An 18,569-nucleotide genomic window follows, 5' to 3' on the forward strand; every position below is an offset into this window, starting at 1 on the left:
TGGAATCAGTTCCTTGAGGTGTTGCAGAAAACGCTTCTCCGCACCAGGCGAGCCTTGCTGTTTTCCAGCAACCACCATGTCCAGCAACGTGAACGTGCGCCCACCGATCGGCACGGCTGCGCGCAGCAGACACCATGACTTGTCCGGCTTCAGATCGCTCCAGTCGATGACGATCACCAGCTGCGCGCCGCGCAGCAGCCAATGCGCCATGTCCCGCTCGATCACGGATCGTTCGCCCTGCAACGTGCGATTGCGCAGCAGGCGGTCGCATGCCTTGAGGGGCGCACGTACCCGCCTCGTGCCTGGCCATGCGCGCGCAATGTCGATCAAGGTCAGCCGGCCTCCGTGCAACAGTGCCTCAACTGCGCCAAGCAAGACGCGTCGACGTAATGCGTGCATGCCAGAGAGTGAGTGAGACAGGCACTTCTGCAATACTTCGCTGGCGCGCATGGTCGGCACTCTTCTCTGGCTTAGTCACCTNAGTAAGAAATGTGGGGAAACCTCAGGGTCGGAATGGTTTGGCAGACCTTATTCGGATGAACTACTCGGTCGCCCGCGCGGCCGAGTGGTCACTCTGCGCCGCAGTATCGCTTCGATCTGCGCCTGGAATCGTGGAGCAGCAGCGCGAGCAATCGGCCGCTCCCCAGCACCGGATGGTGTGAGGTGATAGTGGGATAACAGCGTCAGGTTCTGAGGTGTTCCCACCTTAAAATAACGGGCTCAGATTCTTTTCACCTACTGCATTGCCGTGGGGGCACCAACGAGAATCGCCCCGGCAACGATCTCGAACAGGCGGCCGGACCGATCGGCATGCGAAGGCTGTTCGCGAAGCCAGGCCAAGGCGGCGATGAGGTCGAACAGTTCGTCTCCGTCGATGTCGGCACGCGCTTTGCCATCTGCCTGGGCGCGCGCCAGCAGTGCCGCACCAGCGGAGCGCAGCCTGACGCAGGAGTCGTGCAGTGCGGAGGATTCGTCTTCGATGGCCGACATCATCGGCGCAAGGACACCGCGCTGGCGATGCGTGAAATCGATGACGTCCTGCAGCCACAGCACCAATGCCCGGTCCGATGCGTCCGCGTGCTGCAAGCCATCGGCCTTGGTCGCCAGGTCTTCGAAGCTGCTGCGCAATAGCGCTTCCAGCAAGGCCTCGCGCGTGGGGAAGTGCCGGTACAAGGTGCCCAGCCCGACCCCGGCACGGCGGGCGATGTCACGCAGCGATGCCTCCGCGCCCGCTTCTGCGAGGGCTTGCCGTGCCACGTCCAACAAGCGCGCGTAGTTCTTCTGTGCGTCGGCTCTCATGCCCCATCCTTTACATTCGGAGCAGTGCTCCGTATATTCGGATCACTGTTCCGCTCAGGATATCGCATGCAAGCCGTTACAGAAACGATGAAGACGATGAAGGCCGTCCGTCAGACCGCATTCGGTGGGCCCGACGTACTCCGCTACGAAGACGCGCCGATGCCTGCACTACAACCGGGGGAAGTGCTGATCCGGGTGCGCGCCGTCGGCTTGAATCCACCGGACTGGTACCTGCGTGAGGGCTACAAGGCGCTGCCCGCGCAGTGGCGCCCGGCGGTGGATTTTCCGTTGATATTGGGCACGGACGTGTCAGGCGTGATCGAAGCGGTTGCCGACGACGTCGAAGGGCTGTCGGTGGGCGAAGAGGTCTATGCGATGGTGCGCTTTCCGAGCGGATTGGCCGGAGGCAGCCGTGCGTACGCGCAGTATGTGACCGCGCCAGCAGACGAGGTCGCCGTCAAACCCACCGGGATCGACCATGCACACGCTGCGGGTGCGCCCATGTCGCTGTTGACGGCCTGGCAGTTCATGGTCGAACAAGGGCACAACGCACCCAATCCGCTGCAACCGATGCCGCATGTGCCGGTGGAGCTGCATGGCAGGACCGTGGTGGTCAACGGTGCCGCCGGCGGCGTCGGTCACTTTGCAGTGCAGTTGGCGAAATGGAAGGGTGCGCATGTGGTGGCGATCGCCTCAGGCAGACACGAAGCATTCGTGCGTGAGTTGGGCGCGGATGTGTTCATCGATTACACCCGGGTCGCCGCAGAAGAAGCCGTGAGCGACGCAGATCTGGTCGTGGATGCCGTGGGCGGCCCGGCGACGGGGCGATTCGTGCGCACGCTCAAACGTGGTGGAGCGCGGTTTCCGATCTTTCCGCTCGGATTCGACGGCGGGCAAGCCGCCAACGCCTTGGGTGTGAGCGTCTCCACCACCCAGGTCAGATCCAGCGGCGCACAGCTCGCTGCATTGGCGACGCTCTTGCAAGACGGCATCGTGCGCGTGGGCATCGACAGCAGCTTCGATCTGTCGCAGGTGCGGCAAGCACACGAACGCGCAGCGCAAGGCCACATCCAGGGCAAGATCGTGATGACCGTCGAGTGATGGACGATCACCAGACCATCCTGCGTGCGAACGTTCTCAAGGCCGCGGTGGAGGACTTGCTCAACAATCGCCAGCTGAGCGTGGAAGGGGCCATGGACCGGCACTTCAGCCCCGACTTTCGGCAATGCAGCAACGGTCTCCGGGAAGACCGCACTGCCGTGAGCGAACGCATCGTGCAGCTACGCGAGGATTTGCAGCACGCCACGTTCGTTGTGCGCGACGAGTTTTGCTGCGGCAATCGCTATGCGCAGCGGCACACGATTGCCCTTGCGATGCGCCATGGCCCAGCGCTCGCACTGGATGTCTACGTGTTCGCCGAACGCGATGCCGATGGACGGTTTCTCTGGATCGATGAGGCGGTTCATCCGGTCGCAGTGGCATAAGCCAATCTGTCATGACCCCCGACGAGCCACCAACAAAACTGCCGCGCTCACCGCCATGCATGTGTAGCCGGTGCGCAGTGCGGCATGTACCACGCGTACACTCCGGTTCCTCCGCGCCGTCCACACCTACCGGTCGGATGACTGTCCTTTGCGTGTTGTAAGCCGCTCGCATAGATCAGAAGTGAAAGCGCTCGGGATTCGCAAGCCCCGCCAGCGCTGTCGTTGTCACAGCGCCGGATGCAGGTTGCGCACGGCGCTGACGCTTTCCAGTAGCGCTGCGACGTGCAGGATGGTGGATTCTGCCTGCCACTTGCCGACGATCTGCACGTTGATCGGCAAGCCGTCCTTGCTTGTGCCAAACCGCATCGCAACACCAGGCAGGCCGGCGACATTGAGCGGCACTGTTGCGCCTTGAAGGTGGGTGGCGTCCACGGTCTGACCGTCGATAGTGAATTCCTCGACGCCGTGCTTATGCGCGGGAATCGGCAACACGTGGGTGATCAGTGCATCGTAGCGGCTGAAGTAGTTGGCATAGCCATCACGGATGCGCTCGCCGGCCTGCTCTGCCTCGATGTAATCCAAACAAGTCAGATGAAACGCAGCCTGTTAGAAGCGCGGTCCATTCTCAACGTTAGCCAGCACGTCCGGTCGAATTTTCATCCAACAAAGCGTCGCATGTCACATGTCTGCATCCCGGCAGATGATTGAGACGTTGTGTCGGGTGTGTGTTCTGCCGCTCGCTAAGGTTGGCTTGAGCCCTACCGGTGCTTGAGGACGACATGAGCCCTGTCGCTGCATCAAGTTCCTGTCGATGCTCTCCGGTCACGTTTTATGGTGACTCTGGAAGCATCAATCAATGTCCCTGACGCTGTAGGCATGGATAAGACGGTGGCGTTGAGTTTCCGGCATCAGCGCTTGGGCATGGCGCTGGCCAACTGCTTCGGAAGGATATTGGAAATCAGATACATCAGGAAATGTTGCGCTGAATAACCAGGTGTCACGCACGCTGCGTCCAACGTTGTGCCAGGGTGCCGGTTGATCGGTCATCCATGGCGAGAGGCGACTCGAGGCGGCCTTTCCAGCCCCCAAGAGGGTAATTATCATGGCTATCACGATCCTTTCCGCTGTGTACGGCACCAGCAACGCAGGAATCGATGTCACCCAGGTGTGCCAGAACATCGTCGACACAGGCAACGACGATATCACCGCAAGCAATGCCTTCTTCGGAACGGACCCCGACCCGGGTACGGTCAAGAGCTTTGCGCTTCTGTACAAGAATCCCGCGTTGAACAACGGCAATCCCATCGCGCTCGGTTGCGCGGAAAATGGCCAGATCGATCTGGTTCCCAATCCGCCTACCGCCACGACGCCCGTTCCAGTGCCGGGTAAACCCAGTTTTACAGTCGTGCGTGCACTGTACGGCACCGGCAACAACGGGTACGACGTCACCGCAACATGCCAATGGCTGATCAACAATGGTGGTACAGCGATCACGGTGAGCAACGCAACGTTCGGTGGAGATCCCGATCCCAATGTCAAAAAGAACTTTGCCATCGTTTATACGGCTGTGGGCGGCGGCGCGCAGCAGTTTCGTGCCTGTGCAGAAGGCTCGACATTGAACCTGAGTTAGCCGGTTGCTGAGCAGAGTGCGTTGCGCTGATGTGACTCAAGATTGGCCCTGATCGGTAGTTCTCCAGTCCTTCTCCCGTCAGTGGGGAGGGACTGGAGATTATGTAGCGCAGAAGACGATGAGGATGAAGATGGTGCCTTGTCGACCAAGTCGTGGCTAACCATGTCCCAAGATTGCGCCAATAAGATCGGATTAGCCGGCTCTGATTCTTTCATGAATCAATCGCCGGTCATCGGCCACTGCGGCAAGCCGCTGTGGTTTTCCTGTCTTTTTGAAGGTTGAACGAATCATGCACCCGCCGATCTCTGCCGCACGCTGTCTCGTCCTCGCATTGGTTGCATTGAGCGCAACCGCATTCGCCGCCCAACCGATCACCGGGAAGTGGTTCACCGATAACCAACAGGCACTGGTGGACATCCAGCCGTGCGGCGCAGCGCTGTGCGGCACCATCGTCAAGGTGCTGCGTGTGAAGCCGGGTAGCGCAAAGACCGATGTGTTCAATCCGGATCCGTCAAAGCGCCACAACCCGATGGAAGGAACAGTGATCCTCAGCGAGCTGGTGGATGCGGGGGATCTGTGGAAAGGCAAGATCTACAACCCGGAATCCGGCAAGCGCTACAACGCCAAGGTCAAACGCGATGCCGATGGCTCGTTGAAGGTGGAGGGATGTGTGGCCTTCATCTGCCAGGGCCCAACCTGGCAGCCTGCCAACTGATCGCCGCGCAGACGCACGGTCGGGGAAGCTAGCCAGCTCGATACAGCCAGCTCGTTACAACCTGGGCCGAGCCTCCAAGCGCGACTAACGAAACGACTGGGGAGCCGCCCGGCAGGCATAGCCGATGTTCGACCTCGGCCGGTCCAACTCGGACACTACGGTTCCTGCGCGCTGTCCACGCTCGCCTGATACCTGTCCGCATGGCGTTGTTAGCCGTTTAAATCGTTACGTATTCAGCCGCCCACCCAGCCGCCAATGCGGGATACTGCGCCTCCACGCAGGCGAGATGGGCCCCGATGTCCGAGCTGCCGATCACCGAGTTGTTGCAGGCCTGGCAGCACGACGCGCCCGGGGCGGGCGACGCCTTGGCGCGGCAGGTCTACGAGGTGTTGCGCAGCACCGCGATGCGCGAGTTGCGCCGCGATGCACGCGCCGGGCTGCAGGCAACCGAGCTGGTGCACGAGGCGTGGATGCGGCTGGAGCAGGGCCAGCAAGGGTTCCGTTCGCGCACGCATTTCTATGCGGTGGCGGCGCTGCAGATGCGCCATCTGTTGGTGGATCTGGCGCGGCAGCAGGCCAGCGCCAAGCGGCTTGGGCAGGCGGTGACGCTGACGATCAGCTTGTCCGACGGCGCAGCGCGGCCGGAAGCGCTGATGGTGGTGGCCGATGCCTTCGACAAGCTGGCGCGGGTGGATGAGCGCAAGGCCAAGGCGTTTGCGTTGACCGAGCTGGTGGGCTTGAGCGTGGCCGAAGCGGCCGAGCAGCTGGAGGTGTCGGTGCCCACGCTGGAGCGCGATCTGCGGTTTGCGCGGGTGTGGTTGGCGGCGCAGCTGTGAGCGTGGCGGCCACTGCTTGGCAGCGGCTGGAGGCGCTGTTCCATCAGGCCTGTCAGTTGCCGGTGCGCGAGCGCGAGGCCTTTGCGCATGCGCAGGCCGGCGACGATGCGGTGTTGCGCGATGAATTGCTGGCGATGCTGGCGGTGGAATCGCAGGCCACGCTGCGCGTGCGTGGGCCACTGAAACAGGCCGCCGCCGCATTGCGCGCGCCGTTGCCGGAGCTGCCGGCCGGCACGCGCTTTGGTGCGTGGGCGATCGACCGCCTGATCGGTGCCGGCGGCATGGGCCAGGTGTATCTGGGCCATCGTGCCGACGGTGCCTACGAGCGCGAGGTGGCGATCAAGCTGGTGGCCGCCGACGCGCTGGATGTGCAGGGCCGTGCATTGTTCGAGTTCGAATGCCGGCTGCTCGCGCAGATGGTGCATCCGGCGATCGCGCAGATTCACGATGTGGGCACCGATGCGCACGACCGCCCCTACCTGGTGATGGAGTACCTGCGCGGCGAGCCGATCACCTGGTGGTGCGATGCGCATCGGTTGTCGTTGCATGCGCGCGTGTTGCTGATGTTGCGGGTGAGCGAGGCGGTGCAGCACGCGCATCAGAAAGGCGTGATCCATCGCGACCTCAAGCCCAGCAACGTGCTGGTCAGCGAGATCGATGGCCGGCCGATGCTGGGCGTAATCGACTTCGGCATCGCCATCGATGCCGCCAACCCGGGCATGACCTCGGCGCATGGACGCGGCACACCCGGCTACATGAGCCCGGAGCAGGCGCGCGGCGCGCAGGAGGTGGACGCGCGCAGCGACATCTACGCCTTGGGGGCGATGTTCTACGAACTCAGCTGCGGGCTGGTGCCAGTGGCCGGGCGCGACGGGTTGCCGCAGCCGCCATCGCAGCGCGTGGCAGCGGTACCGCCCGATGCGCGTGCGCGCATCTGCACGGCGCGTGCGACCACCCATACGCGTCTGCAGCAGCAACTGCGCGATGGCCTGGATGCGATCGTGCTGCGCGCGTTGTCGCCGGAGCCGGTGGCGCGCTACGCCTCGGTGTCGGCGCTGCTGGACGATCTGCATCGTTGGCTCGATGGCTACCCGCCGCGCGCGCTACGCGCTGGCCGGTTATTGCGGTTGCGCAAGTTCACCCAGCGCCATCGCAGTGGCGTGCTGGCCGGTGGATTAGTGGCGATGGCCGTGATCACTGGCCTGGGTGCCACGCTGTGGTCGCTGCAGCAGGCCGCGCGCGACGCGCAACGTGCGCGCGTCACTGGCGATTTCATGGCCTCGGTGTTGTCCAGCGTGGACCCGGCGATTGCCAAGGATCTGGACAAGACGCTGATGCTGCGTGTGCTGGAGCAGGCCTCGCAACGCGCCGCGCGCGAACTGGCCAGCCAGCCCGATGCGCGCACCGATGTGGAGAAGACGCTGGGCGGCACCTTGATTGCGCTGGCCGATTTTCCGCAGGCGGTGCTGCATCTGCGCACCGCCCACGCACTGGCGCAACAGAGCATGGGCGCGGGCAGCAGGCCGGCGTTGAAGACGGCCTCCATGCTGGGCCAGGCGCTGCGCGGTGCAGGCAAGCGCAACGAAGCGGTGCAGGTGCTGCGTCAAGGCATTGCGCAGGCCGAGCGCGGCGATCTGCAACAGCAAGCCATTGGCAATGAAATGCGCGCCTGGCTGGGCTGGACGCTGCGCGATCAGGGCCGCATGGCCGAGGCCATGACCGAGAGCCGGCGTGCCTATGTGGCGGCGCTGGCCAATCCCGCGACCAGCGCAGATCAACGCATCGATGCCGGCAATGTCTATGCCGCGCTGCTGGCCGATAGCGGGCAACTACTCCCGGCGATCGCCTTGCAACGCAGTCTCCTGCGCGAGCGCAGCGCCCTGCATGGGGCCGAGCATCCGCTGGTGCTGGCGATGCGCAACAGCCTGTCGGTGTATCTGTTGATGCAACGCGATTTTGCCGGCGCCGAGGCCGAACTTGCGCCGCTGCTGCAGATCAATCGCAGGCTCTACGGGAGTAACGCCATGGATACCTTGATGGTGGAAGCCAATCTGGCCGGCGCGCTGCGTCAGCAGGGCAAGGTGGCCGAAGCTGGCCCGTATTATCGGGAGGCGCTGGAGCGCACGCGCGCCGTGTTTGGAGACGATGCGCCCGCCACCATCAGCATGCGCAGCAATCATGCGTTCTGGCTGCTGGACGCCGGGCAGGCGGCAGCCTCGCTGGCCGAGCAGCGGGCCGCACTGGCCACCAGCCTGCGCGTGCTGGGCCGCGCGCATCCGCAGACGGCCGAGATCCTGCGCGGTATGTCCGAAGCCGAGCGCACGCTCGGCCAGGCCGCCGCCGCGCGCGCGCATGCGCAGCAGGCGGTGCAAGTGCTCACCGGCATCTTTGGCGATGCCGAAGCGCCGCTGCGTGCGGCACGGCAGACCCTGGCGTTGGCGGAGCCGGCCGCCTCCAGCGTGGAGACGACAACGTCGGTGGCGCGGCGCTGAGACGAATCGTCGGGTAAGCCGCGCCATGCGGCGCGATAGTGCCCGCACTGCCAGCGCCGGAGCGCACCCGTGCAACCTGCCGCACGCCTGACCGATCTGCATGTCTGCCCGATGGTCACCGGTGTGGTGCCGCATGTGGGTGGGCCGATCATCGGGCCTGGCGCATCGACGGTGTTGATCGGTGGCCTGCCGGCCGCGCGCATCGGCGATTCGGCGGTGTGCGTCGGCCCGCCGGACAGCATCGTGATGGGCGCGCCCACCGTGCTCATCAGCGGGCAACCGGCGGCCCGCCTGGGCGATAGCACTGCGCATGGCGGGGTGATCGCCTTGGGCTGTTTTACGGTGTTGATCGGCTGATGACGTGGCCGGGGGCTGCGCGCGGCGATGGCTTGCATGGGTGTCGGGCGACGTCATTGCATGCCGACACATTAGCGATCTTAGATGCGCACTCAGCACTGTCATTGCACTGCCCGGTTGCGTGCGCATGCAGCTGAGTGGCTGCACTGCAGCGGCCAATGCACAGCGTGAGCGTGTTTCAAAACGCCGCTAGAAGCAGCCAGGCGCGGCGAGTGCAGATACCGATACGCAGATGCGTCGCCAGAGATTGCGCGCCACCGTTCCGTTCCGCCGTCATTCGACGCAGCCCCTGCGTCCAATCCTCCTAGGAGATGTCACATGCAGCCTGCCCGTCACGCGATCGCCGAGATGCACGCAGATCTGGATGCCGTGCTGCAGACCGCGATGCAGGCGCATCGCAGCGGCAAGCTCGACCAAGCCGCGCGGGCGTATGTCCAGCTGCTGGAGGCCCAGCCCGGCCATGCGCAGGCACTGCATTACCAGGGCGTATTGCTGCATCAGCAAGGCAATAGCGCAGCAGCGGTGGAGGCCATCAGCCAGGCACTGCAACTGGCGCCTGCGCAACCGGATGCCTGCAACAACCTGGGCAATGTGCATCGCGAATGCGGCCGGCTGAGCGAGGCCGAGCAGTGCTATCGACGTGCGCTTGCACTGGAACCTGCGCATGCCGATGCGCTGGCCAATCTGGCCGCCGTGCTCGAAGCGCAGCGCCGCCTCGAGGAAGCCTTCCTGACCTACGCCGCGTTGCTGCACCTCTATCCCGAATCGGCGCACGCGCACTACCTGCTCGGCGTGTTTCTCCGCAACAACGCGCAAGCCGCCGAGCACCTGCAGCAATCGGTGGAGTGCCTGCAACAGGCCTGCAGCCTGGCACCGGAGCATTTACACGCACGCGAAGCGCTGGGCACCGGGCTGTACCTGCTCGGCGAACACACCCAGGCGCAGGCGGTCTACCGTGCATGGCTGGCGCGCGACCCGGGCAATGCCGTGGCCGCGCACATGCTGGCAGCCTGCGGTGGCGCCGCACCGCCGCCACGTGCGGGCGACACCTATGTGCGTGCGCTGTTCGACGGTTTTGCCGATAGTTTCGACGAGCAACTGCTGCACAATCTGGACTATCGCGCGCCGCAGCGGCTGACCGAGGCGCTGGCCGCCTGTCTGCCTGCGCCGCAGGCTGCGCTCACCATGTTGGATGCCGGCTGCGGCACCGGGCTGTGCGCACCGCTGCTACGTCCCTATGCGCAGCAACTGGTCGGGGTGGATCTGTCGCCGGGCATGGTCGCCAAGGCGCGGCAGCGTGGCGGTTACGACGTACTGGAGGTTGCCGAACTCACCGCCTACCTGCAGAGCCGGCATGCGCACTGGGATGTCATCGCATCGGCAGACACGCTGGTGTATTTCGGTGCGCTGCAACCGGTGCTCGGCGCTGCAGCCGCTGCGCTGCGGCCGGGCGGGGTGCTGGGCTTTACCGTCGAGGCCTTGGAGAGCGACGCCGATGCGGTGGAACTCGATGCCAGCGGCCGCTATCGGCATAGCCATGCGCATGTGCTGGCTGCGCTACATAGCGCCGGCCTGCAGCCGATTGCCATCGCGTTGGATGTGCTGCGCAGCGAGCGTGGCCAGCCGGTGCATGGCTGGGTCGTGACCGCACGCACAGCTGCACAGCGCTGAGACGAAATGTCGGCTTTGCCGGCTGTACGCGTGTGAGCATGACTCTGGCAGCAGCGGTCCGTTGCCGGCCCGCGGTGGTCTTTGCCGGCCGGTACGTCGGTGCTGCCGGTCAGCGCGTTGTGCGTTGCCCACTCACCTGTGGATGCTTCGATGCCGCGCACCATCACGCTGCACTCCGATCTTGGCGAGCGCCTGCTGCTGCACCGCATGCAGGCCAGCGAAGCGTTGGGGCAGCTGTTCGAGTTCCGCATCGAAGCCTTGTGCACGGATGTGCAGCCCAACCTGCGCGCGCTGCTGGCCACACCGGTCGCCGTCCAGCTGGCCGACGACAACGGCGAGCAACGCTGGTACCACGGCATGGTGGCCACGTGCACGCAGGCCGGCTCCACCGTGATCGATGCGCTCCCCTACACCGTGCTCGAGCTGCACGTGGTTCCGCGGCCGTGGTTGCTCACCCAACGCCGCGATTGCCGCATCTATCAGGACATGAGCGTGCCGGAGATCGTCGCCAGCGTGCTGAGCGAGAGCGGCTACAGCGACATCCAGCAGCGGCTCAGCGCGCACTACCCCAAGCGGGTGTATTGCGTGCAATACCGCGAAGACGACTTCAGCTTCATCAGCCGGCTGCTGGAGCAGGAAGGCATCTATTACTACTTCACGCATACGCGCAACGCGCACACGCTGGTGCTGTGCGACGCGCTGGGCGCGCATGCGGTGCGCAACGGGGTGAACACCCTGCCGTACGTACCACCGGACATGCAGCACCGGCGTCTCTTGCGCTCGGTGGTGAGCCAGTGGCGCAGCGCCCGTGCGCTGCATTCCACACGCCACGCACTCGCCGACTACGACCCGCAGCAACCACGCGCCTCCCTGGTGGCAGAAGTCGCCGCCAGTGGCGACGAGCTGCACCGGGTCGACGGGTTGGACGTCTTCGATTATCCAGGCCCGCATGCGTTGCAAGCCGATGCCAGCCGCTACGCGCAAGTGCGTAACGAGGCGGTCAACGTGCAACGCGCCAGCCACCACGCCACCACCAATGCCTGCGGGCTGATGGTCGGTGCGCTGTTCACTTTGCGCGAGCATCCGTGCGCTCCGCTCAACCAGGAATATCTGGTGCTGTCGGCACAGACCACGCTGGCCGCGCCGGAGCATGGCGACGAGGCGCCGTTTTCCAGCACCGTGCAGGTGATGGAAAGCCGGCTGCCCTTCCGTAGCCTGCGGCGCACGCCCACGCCCAGCATCGCCGGTCTGCAGACGGCCGTGGTGACCGGTGAGACCGACGAAGACATCGTGGTGGATGCACATGGCCGTGTGCAGGTGACCTTCCACTGGGCCAACGCTGCACGCCCGCACGCGGCGCCATCCTGCTGGGTGCGCGTGGCCTCGATGTGGGCGGGCAAGGGTTGGGGCGCGATGAGCCTGCCGCGGGTGGGGCAGGAAGTGGTGGTGAGCTTTCTGGAAGGCGACCCGGACCGCCCGCTGATCGTAGGAAGCGTCTACAACGCCGATCACGCCGTGCCGTTCGCCTTGCCGGAAAACAAGACCCAGAGCGGCATGCGTAGCCGCAGCCTGCTCGGCGGTAGCGCGGATTTCAACGAGCTGCGCTTCGACGACAAGGCCGGCAAAGAAGAAGTCTATCTGCGCGCGCAACGCGACCTGCGCGAAGAAGTGAAGAACGACCACACCGCCATGGTGACCAACGACCAGGTGCTCACGGTCAACCACGATCGCAGCGCACGCATCGACAACAACGACAGCGTGGACGTAGGCAAGAAACTGTTGCTCAAGGCCGGCGAAGAGATCGAACTGGTCACCGGCAGTTCGCGCCTAGTGATGAAGCGCAACGGCGACATCGTGCTCAGCGGCATCAAGATCCTGATCGATGCGACGTCCGAAGCCAAGACCACCTCGATGGCGATCAAGTTGATTGCCGATGCGCAGCTGCAGGCCACCTCGCCGGCCACCGAGGTGGTGGGCGATGGCACGCTCAAACTGTCGTCCGGCGGCATGCTCAGCGCCGAAGCCGGCGCATCGGCCACCGTCAAAGGCCCGCTGGTCAACATCAAGGCCGACGCGCTGGTGCAGGTTGCCGGCGGCCTGATCATGATCGGATGAGCGCGCCCGAGCTCTCGCTGGCGCAGGCGTGTGCGGACATGCAGCTGTCCGCGCCTGCACGTGCGCAGCTGGGTGCGCCGATGGCGCCGCAGGCCGCGGTGCGTGCGTTGCTGGCGCAGGGGTATGGCGAGGATGCGATCAAGCTGCTCGCGCGCCTCTTGCCCAAGCGCTACGCGGTGGCCTGGCTGTGCCAATGCGCACGCGGCGAAACGCTGGACGAGGAAGACCGTGTCGGCGCCGCGCTGGCCGAGAAATGGGTACGCGACCCCAGCGAAGCGCATCGCCGCGCCGCGCAGGCGTTTGCGCATGCAGGCGGTTACGTCTCGTTGGGCGCCTGGCTGGCGGCAGCGGTGGCTTGGTCCGGCGGCAGCCTGGCGCCACCGCAACAGGCCACGCCGGTGCCACCCGCCGAACATCTCACCGCGCGCGCGGTCGCTGCGGCCATTACCTTGCTTGCGGCGCGTGAGCCGGCGCAGCTACAGGTGCGCCGCAACGGATATGCCGCACATGCGCTGGAGTTGTTGGCCAGTGCGCGCGCGCCATGACATCGCCCGTTGGTCATTGCGGCGTGTGCCAGGCAGACATGCCGTCCTTGAAGACGCCGGCCACCTCTACCCATTCAATGTTCGCAAGGTTTTCCAGCCACTTGAACATCTTGAGATGTCGATTGTGTTTAAAGCGATGACTGCGCCGGTGGCAGAGCGGATGATCTGCGACGCCGCTGCAGAGCCCTTGCCCGCCCACCATCGCAGGACATGCCGCACGTATGTCCTCGCAGGCTCTTACGCGGTATCCGTGCCGCATAAGGTTCCGCGACGGTGGGCGGGCAATGAGCAGTCGAGACGGTCGGTGTGCGTAGATCTTCTCAAAGCAGCCGATTTACTCCCTGGCGCGGTGTTCTCACCGCTTGCGGGAGCGTGTGGCGGCATGGATGCCGCTGCCGAGCCTGCATGGATGGATCCACGGCGTGTCCTGCGAGCGGTGAGGGCGCCCGCGCCCTCGACCAAACCCGCTCAGGACCACCTGGGTGACGCTGAGGATGGCTAAACAATCACTGCGCGGCCGCTCGCGACGTTCCATCAACCGCACCACGTTTTTCCCTGATATCGATCATCATTTGCAGGAGCCTGTGTCGTGTCCAGTTCGCAGTTGATTCTCACCGTGAGCGGCGTGCAGGCCGCGCAGTTCGGGGCCAGCGCGCAGAAGCGCTTTGCCGGCACCGGCGGCAGCATTGGCCGCTCCGATGAAAGCGATTGGGTGCTGGCGGCGCCGGGCATCTCGCGCACGCATGCGGTGGTGCGCTTCCTCAACGGCATGTACTTCATCGAAGACCGCAGCACCAATGGCATGTCGCTCAACGGCGTCGCACTCACGCGCGCCGACCCGTGTGCGCTGAGCGATGGCGACCGCCTGCAACTGGACAATTTTGAGATCCAGGTGCAGGTGCACTCATTGACCGCCGCGCCCGATCCGACGCCTGCGTTCGATCCGTTGCTGGACGCCATGGACGACCGCACCCAGGTCGCGCCGCCGCCATCGCCGATACGCAACGCCACGCCTGCCAACGCGCACGCGTTCGACCTGCTGGACTTCGGTGCCCCGCTTGCGGCGCATCCTGTCACCGACGATCCGCTGGACGGCCTGCTGCTCGGCAGCACGCCACGCGAGCTCGATCCATTGCGGCTGCTCGACCCATTGCCGGCCCCGCCACCGAGCGTGGCGCCCAGCGCATGGAATCACAGCAACGCCAGCCACGATCACTTCCGCCCGCCGGGCAATGGCGACACGCGCGCCACGTTGCCGGAAAACTGGGACCTGACGATGGGCGACTTTGCACCGCCATCGTCGGCGGTGCCCGCGCCCACGCCTGCGTCACCGGTTGCAGCGCCCGCGCCGCAGGCATCAGCCAGCGCGGCTGCATCGACGCTGGCAGTGCCACCGGAGCTGGACCGCATCTTCACCATCGTCGTCGATGGGGTCATGGACGTGCTGCGCGCACGCGCCGAAATCAAGAACACCTTCCGCTTGCCGGTGACGGTGATCCAGCGCTCGGAGAACAACCCGCTCAAGTTCGCCGCCACGGCTGAAGACGCGCTGCAAAAATTGCTGGCGCCGCCAAGCGCTTCGTTCCTGTCCGGTGTGCCTGCCTTCGAGGACGCTTTCGACGACATCCGCTGTCACCAGATGGCGATGCTGGCCGGCATGCGCGCCGCCTTCGACGCGATGCTGTTCCACTTCAGCCCCGACCGACTGGAACAGGAAGTCGACGCCGGCGGCAAGCGCCTGAGCTTCGGCGGCAAGGGCCGCTATTGGGAGCGCTATCGCGACAACTTCGAGCAACTGCGCGGCGACCCGGACGACTGCTTCCGCCGTCTGTTCGGCGACGAATTCGCACGGGCGTACGAAGCGCAGTTGGCGCGGTTGAAATCGGCGCGGCGGCAGCCGGCGCGCGAGCGGTAACCCGATCCAGCAGCGGTAGGAGCGTGCCTGAGCGCGACCGAGCCATCCCGGTAACGCCCCGTCGCGCTCAGGCGCGCTCCTACGAAACGCCGCCCGTTCGGCGACGAGTTCGCCCGCGCCTCGCGCACGCTTAGTCCGGCAGCTGCTTGACGAATTCGATGAAGGCCCGCAGCGCCGGTGGCGTGAGGTTATGGTTGGGGTAGTACAGGTACGGCCCCTGAAACGGCTGCCACCAGGGACGCAGCACCGGTTCGAGCGCGCCGGACTCCAGATGCGGCTGCAGCCATTGCTCGAACAGATAGATGATCCCGCTGCCTGCGATTGCCGATTGAATGGCAAGCTCGATCCCTCCGCCGATTTCCACCAGCAATTGCCCACGCGGAACAATGGTGATCACTTCACCGTTGCGCTCGAACTCCCAATCGGCGATCGCACCGCTTGGAAAGCGGGCACGGATGCAGTCGTGGTCGACCAGCGCGCGGGGATGCGTCGGCCGGCCGCGTCTATCCAGGTAACTCGGCGCCGCGGCCGTGGCGCTGCGCTGCACCCGTGGGCCGATCGGGATGGCCACCATGTCCTGCTGCAGCCGCTCGCCGTAGCGAATGCCCGCATCGCATCCGGCGGCAACGACGTCGACAAAACTTTCTTCGGTCAGGATCTCCACGCTGATGTCCGGATGCGCCGCCATGAACGGTGGAATGATCCGCGGCATCACCAGGTTGGCGGCACTGATCGGCACGTTGAGCCGAAGCGTTCCCGTTGGCGTGTTGCGGAACGCGCTCATCACGTCCTTGGCGCCATCCAGTTCGATCAAGGCAGGCTCGACGCGGGCCAGCAATGCCTTGCCCGCGTCGGTCAGCACGACGCTGCGCGTGGTGCGGTTGAACAGCCGCACGCCGAGCCAGGATTCCAGGCGCTTGATCGCATCGCTGAAGTTGGAGGCGCTGCCGCCGGCGCTCTTGGCCGCCTGGCGAAAACCGCCGGCGCGCGCAACGCGCACAAAGGCCTCCATCTCTGCCAAGCGGCTGCTCATTGTTCGAATTTCCGTACAGGATGTCCAGTTTGTACCTGATTGTCGCACAGGGGTAGCGCCCGTACATTGGCCATGCACCTCGCAGTCGAGGTCTTTCATCGCCGCAGTCAGCGCGCCGCAGTGGCTCGGTCTCGCAGCGCGTTGCAGCCCTGTTACCGGAAAGATCCGGCACAGCTACTGCGCTCACTCAACTCAAGGACACTCCCATGCACAGCACGACGCGTCTTGGTGGCAGCTTTACCCTGCCCGGCACGACCCTTAGCCTCAAGCGGATGGGCTACGGCACCATGCAGCTACCCGGCCCGCACGTATGGGGCCCGCCGCGCGACAAGGCAGCAGCTCTGGCAGTGCTGCGCGAAGCGATTGCGCTAGGTGCCAATCACATCGATACGGCCGCGTTCTACGGGCCGCATATCGCCAACGCACTGATCCGCGAAGCGCTGCATCCTTACAGCGACGAATTGGTGATCGTCACCAAGATCGGCATCCGCCGGGGAAGCGATGCCTCCTGGAACATCGATCTCTCGCCCGAAAGCCTGACGCGGCAGGTGCATGACAACCTCGCCAGTCTCGGTCTGGAGGCACTGGATGTCGTCAATTTGCGGCTGGGCGCACCGATGGAGACCGACGAGCGCTCCATCGCCGAGCCGGTTGCGTGCCTGGCCGAGCTGCAACGCCAGGGCCTGGTGCGCCATATCGGTCTGAGCAACGTCACCGCGGGGCAGGTCGCGCAGGCGCAGTCGCTGGCCAAGATCGTGTGTGTGCAGAACCACTACAACCTGGTCAAACGCGACGATGACGCCCTGATCGATTCGCTTGCGCAACAAGGCATCGCCTACGTTCCGTTTTTTCCGCTGGGCGGCTTTTCACCGCTGCAATCGGACCGACTGTCGGCCGTTGCCAAGCAGATCGGTGCAACCGCGAAACAGGTGGCGCTTGCCTGGTTACTGCAGCGTTCGCCGAACATCCTGGTGATCGCCGGCACCTCCTCCGTGCCGCATCTGTGGGAGAACTTCGCGGCTTCTGCGCTGACCCTGTCCGCAGAGCAGGTGGCGACGTTGGACGGTATTGCGACCGAGGTCGGTACCTCGCACTGAAGTGCACCGCGTGCGCAGTTACCGCAGTTCGCAGTTCGCAGTTCGCTGCCGAGACTGCAGGACGCACTTGCCATGCGTGCCGTGTCGGCGCGCTTGGCAGATCCCTGGACCGCGGCCGCTCACAGCCCTTCAATGCATGACGGGCTGACGGCCGTCTGTCCAAACCACATGCCGTGCAATGCCACGCGCAAGGCAACGCATCGCTATGATAGGCCAAGTGCAGCTGCGCGTCTGCCCAGCCGGATTTATTGCAATCAGCGCCGGCAACAACGCATCTCAGGCCGGCCGCCGCCAGCGCGCATCCTCGTCGGCCGACGGCGTCTGAATCTGTGCAGGCCATCTGGCGGGTGCAGGCAGCCGGGCAATCGTATCCAGCCAGGCAGGCGTGAGGCGACGCCAATGACGCAGCGGGCCGCTGCGATGGTGTGCCAGCGCCAGCGTCAGTTCTTCGCGACTTGGGGAAAGCCCGGCAACGGCAAGTGCGAACGCCGGAAGAATCTCGCGTTCAAAAAACTGTTTGCGTGCCCGTCGAGATACCCACAGCACCAGCCCCACATAGGCAGTGAACGCGGCAAACGCGATCCACGGGCCAGTCTGTGCAATGGGGACGCCGACGCGTTCGAGCAGGAACTCGATGGGCAGCAGAAGTAGGAGCGCGCACGGCAGGCCAAACACCAGTGCCGCCAGTTGCCGCCCATCGAGTTGGGTGGTCGCAAAGCGCTGATCAAGCTGCGGGGACAGCAGTACGAAGGGGGCATGCAACAGGTCGGCCCGTACCGCTGGATCCAGCGACGCGGCCGAGTCGCGCATCTGCTCTTCGATCTTCAGCCGGCGCGCATGGCGTGCGGCGAGTGCCGGCTGCGTGATGTGGATCAATCTGTCCACGGTTTCTTGCGATGACACGCGTTGCGTGAACCACGCTGGATCGTGCGGGAGCGCTTGCCGGCAGCGTTGGCACACCTGGTGTTCATGCGTGTAGGTCGCCGCGCCAAGACGCAGACCAAACATCGACCATGCCAGGCCGACGCGTTGGACCTCGAACACCCGGGCGGTACGGCAGATCAAGCAGAAGTCCGCGATAAAGCCGCAGCCTTGCGCGACGGGACGCTTTTCGACAACAAACACCACGATCAATGCGCTCTCCCCAGCGACGAATCCGCAGCGCATGGCACCTCTGGTGGTGTCTGCCGTGCGGGTGCGGCAGAGCGTACCGATGTCTCCGATGACAGTCGATCGCCTGAGACATTTTGACGGGTGCGCCTGGCAGGTGCGCCGCAGAATCGCTCCATCGACGCGATCCATCGGGGCCTGGCGACTGCAGCCATCGCGATCGCCAGCGGCATGCAACCGACCAACAACATGACGATCGCGCATGCCACG

17 protein-coding genes, 2 other RNA genes and 1 pseudogene are annotated in these 18,569 nt (G+C 64.9%); 14 read left to right on the forward strand and 6 right to left on the reverse strand.

The annotated features are described in order from the left end of the window. Positions 1–450 (reverse strand): annotated as a pseudogene (locus XdyCFBP7245_RS15270) (IS4 family transposase); the annotation flags it as partial. A gap of 285 nt (positions 451–735) precedes the next feature. Continuing rightward, on the reverse strand, positions 736–1,299 hold the full coding sequence (locus XdyCFBP7245_RS15275; RefSeq protein WP_104616415.1) for a TetR/AcrR family transcriptional regulator: 564 nt from the start codon (positions 1,297–1,299) through the stop codon (positions 736–738). Positions 1,300–1,365: 66 nt separating this feature from the next. Here XdyCFBP7245_RS15275 and XdyCFBP7245_RS15280 point away from each other — a divergent pair, with 66 nt between their 5' ends. The 3 genes from XdyCFBP7245_RS15280 to XdyCFBP7245_RS15290 all read left to right on the forward strand — a co-directional run bounded on the left by XdyCFBP7245_RS15280 (position 1,366) and on the right by XdyCFBP7245_RS15290 (position 2,929). Next, complete coding sequence (locus tag XdyCFBP7245_RS15280; protein WP_104616416.1) at positions 1,366–2,400, forward strand: NADP-dependent oxidoreductase; 1,035 nt, start codon at positions 1,366–1,368, stop codon at positions 2,398–2,400. After that, the gene (locus XdyCFBP7245_RS24290) at positions 2,400–2,783 is read left to right on the forward strand and encodes a hypothetical protein (protein WP_104616417.1); all 384 of its coding nucleotides are present in this window, start codon (positions 2,400–2,402) and stop codon (positions 2,781–2,783) included. The genes XdyCFBP7245_RS15280 and XdyCFBP7245_RS24290 overlap by 1 nt, the downstream gene beginning before the upstream one ends. A gap of 84 nt (positions 2,784–2,867) precedes the next feature. After that, a non-coding RNA gene (locus XdyCFBP7245_RS15290) (sX9 sRNA) lies at positions 2,868–2,929 on the forward strand. A gap of 79 nt (positions 2,930–3,008) precedes the next feature. Here the strand turns inward: XdyCFBP7245_RS15290 and XdyCFBP7245_RS15295 are convergent. Both XdyCFBP7245_RS15295 and XdyCFBP7245_RS23805 read right to left on the reverse strand, forming a co-directional pair. Continuing rightward, on the reverse strand, positions 3,009–3,365 hold the full coding sequence (locus XdyCFBP7245_RS15295; RefSeq protein ID WP_211287714.1) for an amidase family protein: 357 nt from the start codon (positions 3,363–3,365) through the stop codon (positions 3,009–3,011). 267 nt (positions 3,366–3,632) lie between these two features. Further along, the gene (locus XdyCFBP7245_RS23805; protein ID WP_146091680.1) at positions 3,633–3,887 is read right to left on the reverse strand and encodes a hypothetical protein; all 255 of its coding nucleotides are present in this window, start codon (positions 3,885–3,887) and stop codon (positions 3,633–3,635) included. On the opposite strand from XdyCFBP7245_RS23805, the gene XdyCFBP7245_RS15300 reads away from it, so the two are divergent. The 10 genes from XdyCFBP7245_RS15300 to tagH all read left to right on the forward strand — a co-directional run bounded on the left by XdyCFBP7245_RS15300 (position 3,886) and on the right by tagH (position 15,059). Beyond that, on the forward strand, positions 3,886–4,413 hold the full coding sequence (locus tag XdyCFBP7245_RS15300) for a hypothetical protein (protein WP_115529242.1): 528 nt from the start codon (positions 3,886–3,888) through the stop codon (positions 4,411–4,413). The genes XdyCFBP7245_RS23805 and XdyCFBP7245_RS15300 overlap by 2 nt on opposite strands. Before the next feature lie 340 nt (positions 4,414–4,753). Then, positions 4,754–5,128 carry a DUF2147 domain-containing protein gene (locus tag XdyCFBP7245_RS15305; protein WP_244907827.1) on the forward strand — a complete coding sequence of 125 codons (375 nt, stop codon included), beginning with the start codon at positions 4,754–4,756 and terminating at the stop codon, positions 5,126–5,128. Between the two features lie 139 nt (positions 5,129–5,267). Further along, a non-coding RNA gene (locus tag XdyCFBP7245_RS15310) (sX9 sRNA) lies at positions 5,268–5,343 on the forward strand. A gap of 81 nt (positions 5,344–5,424) precedes the next feature. After that, positions 5,425–5,964: an ECF-type sigma factor EcfK gene (gene ecfK / locus XdyCFBP7245_RS15315; RefSeq protein ID WP_104616420.1), complete on the forward strand. Its 540-nt coding sequence runs from the start codon at positions 5,425–5,427 to the stop codon at positions 5,962–5,964. After that, a complete protein-coding gene (locus tag XdyCFBP7245_RS15320) occupies positions 5,943–8,456 on the forward strand; it encodes a serine/threonine-protein kinase (protein WP_104616421.1) in 2,514 nt (837 codons plus the stop codon). Before ecfK ends, XdyCFBP7245_RS15320 begins: the two co-directional genes overlap by 22 nt. Before the next feature lie 111 nt (positions 8,457–8,567). Continuing rightward, entirely contained in the window at positions 8,568–8,813 is a 246-nt protein-coding gene (locus tag XdyCFBP7245_RS15325) for a PAAR domain-containing protein (RefSeq protein WP_244907831.1), read from the forward strand. A 318-nt stretch (positions 8,814–9,131) separates the two neighbouring features. Beyond that, entirely contained in the window at positions 9,132–10,484 is a 1,353-nt protein-coding gene (locus XdyCFBP7245_RS15330) for a tetratricopeptide repeat protein (RefSeq protein ID WP_104616423.1), read from the forward strand. A 150-nt stretch (positions 10,485–10,634) separates the two neighbouring features. Beyond that, the gene (gene tssI, locus XdyCFBP7245_RS15335; protein ID WP_104616424.1) at positions 10,635–12,599 is read left to right on the forward strand and encodes a type VI secretion system tip protein TssI/VgrG; all 1,965 of its coding nucleotides are present in this window, start codon (positions 10,635–10,637) and stop codon (positions 12,597–12,599) included. Beyond that, a complete protein-coding gene (locus XdyCFBP7245_RS15340; protein WP_104616425.1) occupies positions 12,596–13,144 on the forward strand; it encodes a DUF6931 family protein in 549 nt (182 codons plus the stop codon). Before tssI ends, XdyCFBP7245_RS15340 begins: the two co-directional genes overlap by 4 nt. 589 nt (positions 13,145–13,733) lie before the next feature. Further along, the gene (gene tagH / locus XdyCFBP7245_RS15345) at positions 13,734–15,059 is read left to right on the forward strand and encodes a type VI secretion system-associated FHA domain protein TagH (RefSeq protein ID WP_104616426.1); all 1,326 of its coding nucleotides are present in this window, start codon (positions 13,734–13,736) and stop codon (positions 15,057–15,059) included. Positions 15,060–15,189: 130 nt separating this feature from the next. Here tagH and XdyCFBP7245_RS15350 read toward each other — a convergent pair whose 3' ends face one another. Continuing rightward, entirely contained in the window at positions 15,190–16,071 is an 882-nt protein-coding gene (locus XdyCFBP7245_RS15350) for a LysR family transcriptional regulator (RefSeq protein WP_104616465.1), read from the reverse strand. Positions 16,072–16,298: 227 nt separating this feature from the next. On the opposite strand from XdyCFBP7245_RS15350, the gene XdyCFBP7245_RS15355 reads away from it, so the two are divergent. Continuing rightward, positions 16,299–17,189 carry an aldo/keto reductase family oxidoreductase gene (locus tag XdyCFBP7245_RS15355; RefSeq protein WP_104616427.1) on the forward strand — a complete coding sequence of 297 codons (891 nt, stop codon included), beginning with the start codon at positions 16,299–16,301 and terminating at the stop codon, positions 17,187–17,189. 276 nt (positions 17,190–17,465) lie between these two features. Here the strand turns inward: XdyCFBP7245_RS15355 and XdyCFBP7245_RS15360 are convergent, their stop codons facing one another. Continuing rightward, positions 17,466–18,491: a hypothetical protein gene (locus XdyCFBP7245_RS15360; RefSeq protein WP_158255515.1), complete on the reverse strand. Its 1,026-nt coding sequence runs from the start codon at positions 18,489–18,491 to the stop codon at positions 17,466–17,468. Between the last annotated feature and the right edge of the window lie 78 nt (positions 18,492–18,569).

The sequence above is a fragment of the Xanthomonas dyei genome, from assembly GCF_002939865.1.
In the GTDB taxonomy this organism is placed as follows: Bacteria; Pseudomonadota; Gammaproteobacteria; order Xanthomonadales; family Xanthomonadaceae; genus Xanthomonas; species Xanthomonas dyei.

Bases quoted from the DNA above. Each gene is read 5' to 3' on its own strand.
- XdyCFBP7245_RS24290 (WP_104616417.1), top strand. From the start codon at position 2,400: ATGGACGATCACCAGACCATCCTGCGTGCGAACGTTCTCAAGGCCGCG.
- XdyCFBP7245_RS23805 (WP_146091680.1), bottom strand. From the start codon at position 3,887: ATGATAATTACCCTCTTGGGGGCTGGAAAGGCCGCCTCGAGTCGCCTC.
- tssI (WP_104616424.1), top strand. From the start codon at position 10,635: ATGCCGCGCACCATCACGCTGCACTCCGATCTTGGCGAGCGCCTGCTG.
- XdyCFBP7245_RS15330 (WP_104616423.1), top strand. From the start codon at position 9,132: ATGCAGCCTGCCCGTCACGCGATCGCCGAGATGCACGCAGATCTGGAT.
- XdyCFBP7245_RS15280 (WP_104616416.1), top strand. From the start codon at position 1,366: ATGCAAGCCGTTACAGAAACGATGAAGACGATGAAGGCCGTCCGTCAG.
- XdyCFBP7245_RS15340 (WP_104616425.1), top strand. From the start codon at position 12,596: ATGAGCGCGCCCGAGCTCTCGCTGGCGCAGGCGTGTGCGGACATGCAG.
- ecfK (WP_104616420.1), top strand. From the start codon at position 5,425: ATGTCCGAGCTGCCGATCACCGAGTTGTTGCAGGCCTGGCAGCACGAC.
- XdyCFBP7245_RS15275 (WP_104616415.1), bottom strand. From the start codon at position 1,299: ATGAGAGCCGACGCACAGAAGAACTACGCGCGCTTGTTGGACGTGGCA.
- XdyCFBP7245_RS15300 (WP_115529242.1), top strand. From the start codon at position 3,886: ATGGCTATCACGATCCTTTCCGCTGTGTACGGCACCAGCAACGCAGGA.
- XdyCFBP7245_RS15325 (WP_244907831.1), top strand. From the start codon at position 8,568: ATGGTCACCGGTGTGGTGCCGCATGTGGGTGGGCCGATCATCGGGCCT.
- XdyCFBP7245_RS15350 (WP_104616465.1), bottom strand. From the start codon at position 16,071: ATGGAGGCCTTTGTGCGCGTTGCGCGCGCCGGCGGTTTTCGCCAGGCG.
- XdyCFBP7245_RS15355 (WP_104616427.1), top strand. From the start codon at position 16,299: ATGCACAGCACGACGCGTCTTGGTGGCAGCTTTACCCTGCCCGGCACG.
- XdyCFBP7245_RS15360 (WP_158255515.1), bottom strand. From the start codon at position 18,491: ATGGATCGCGTCGATGGAGCGATTCTGCGGCGCACCTGCCAGGCGCAC.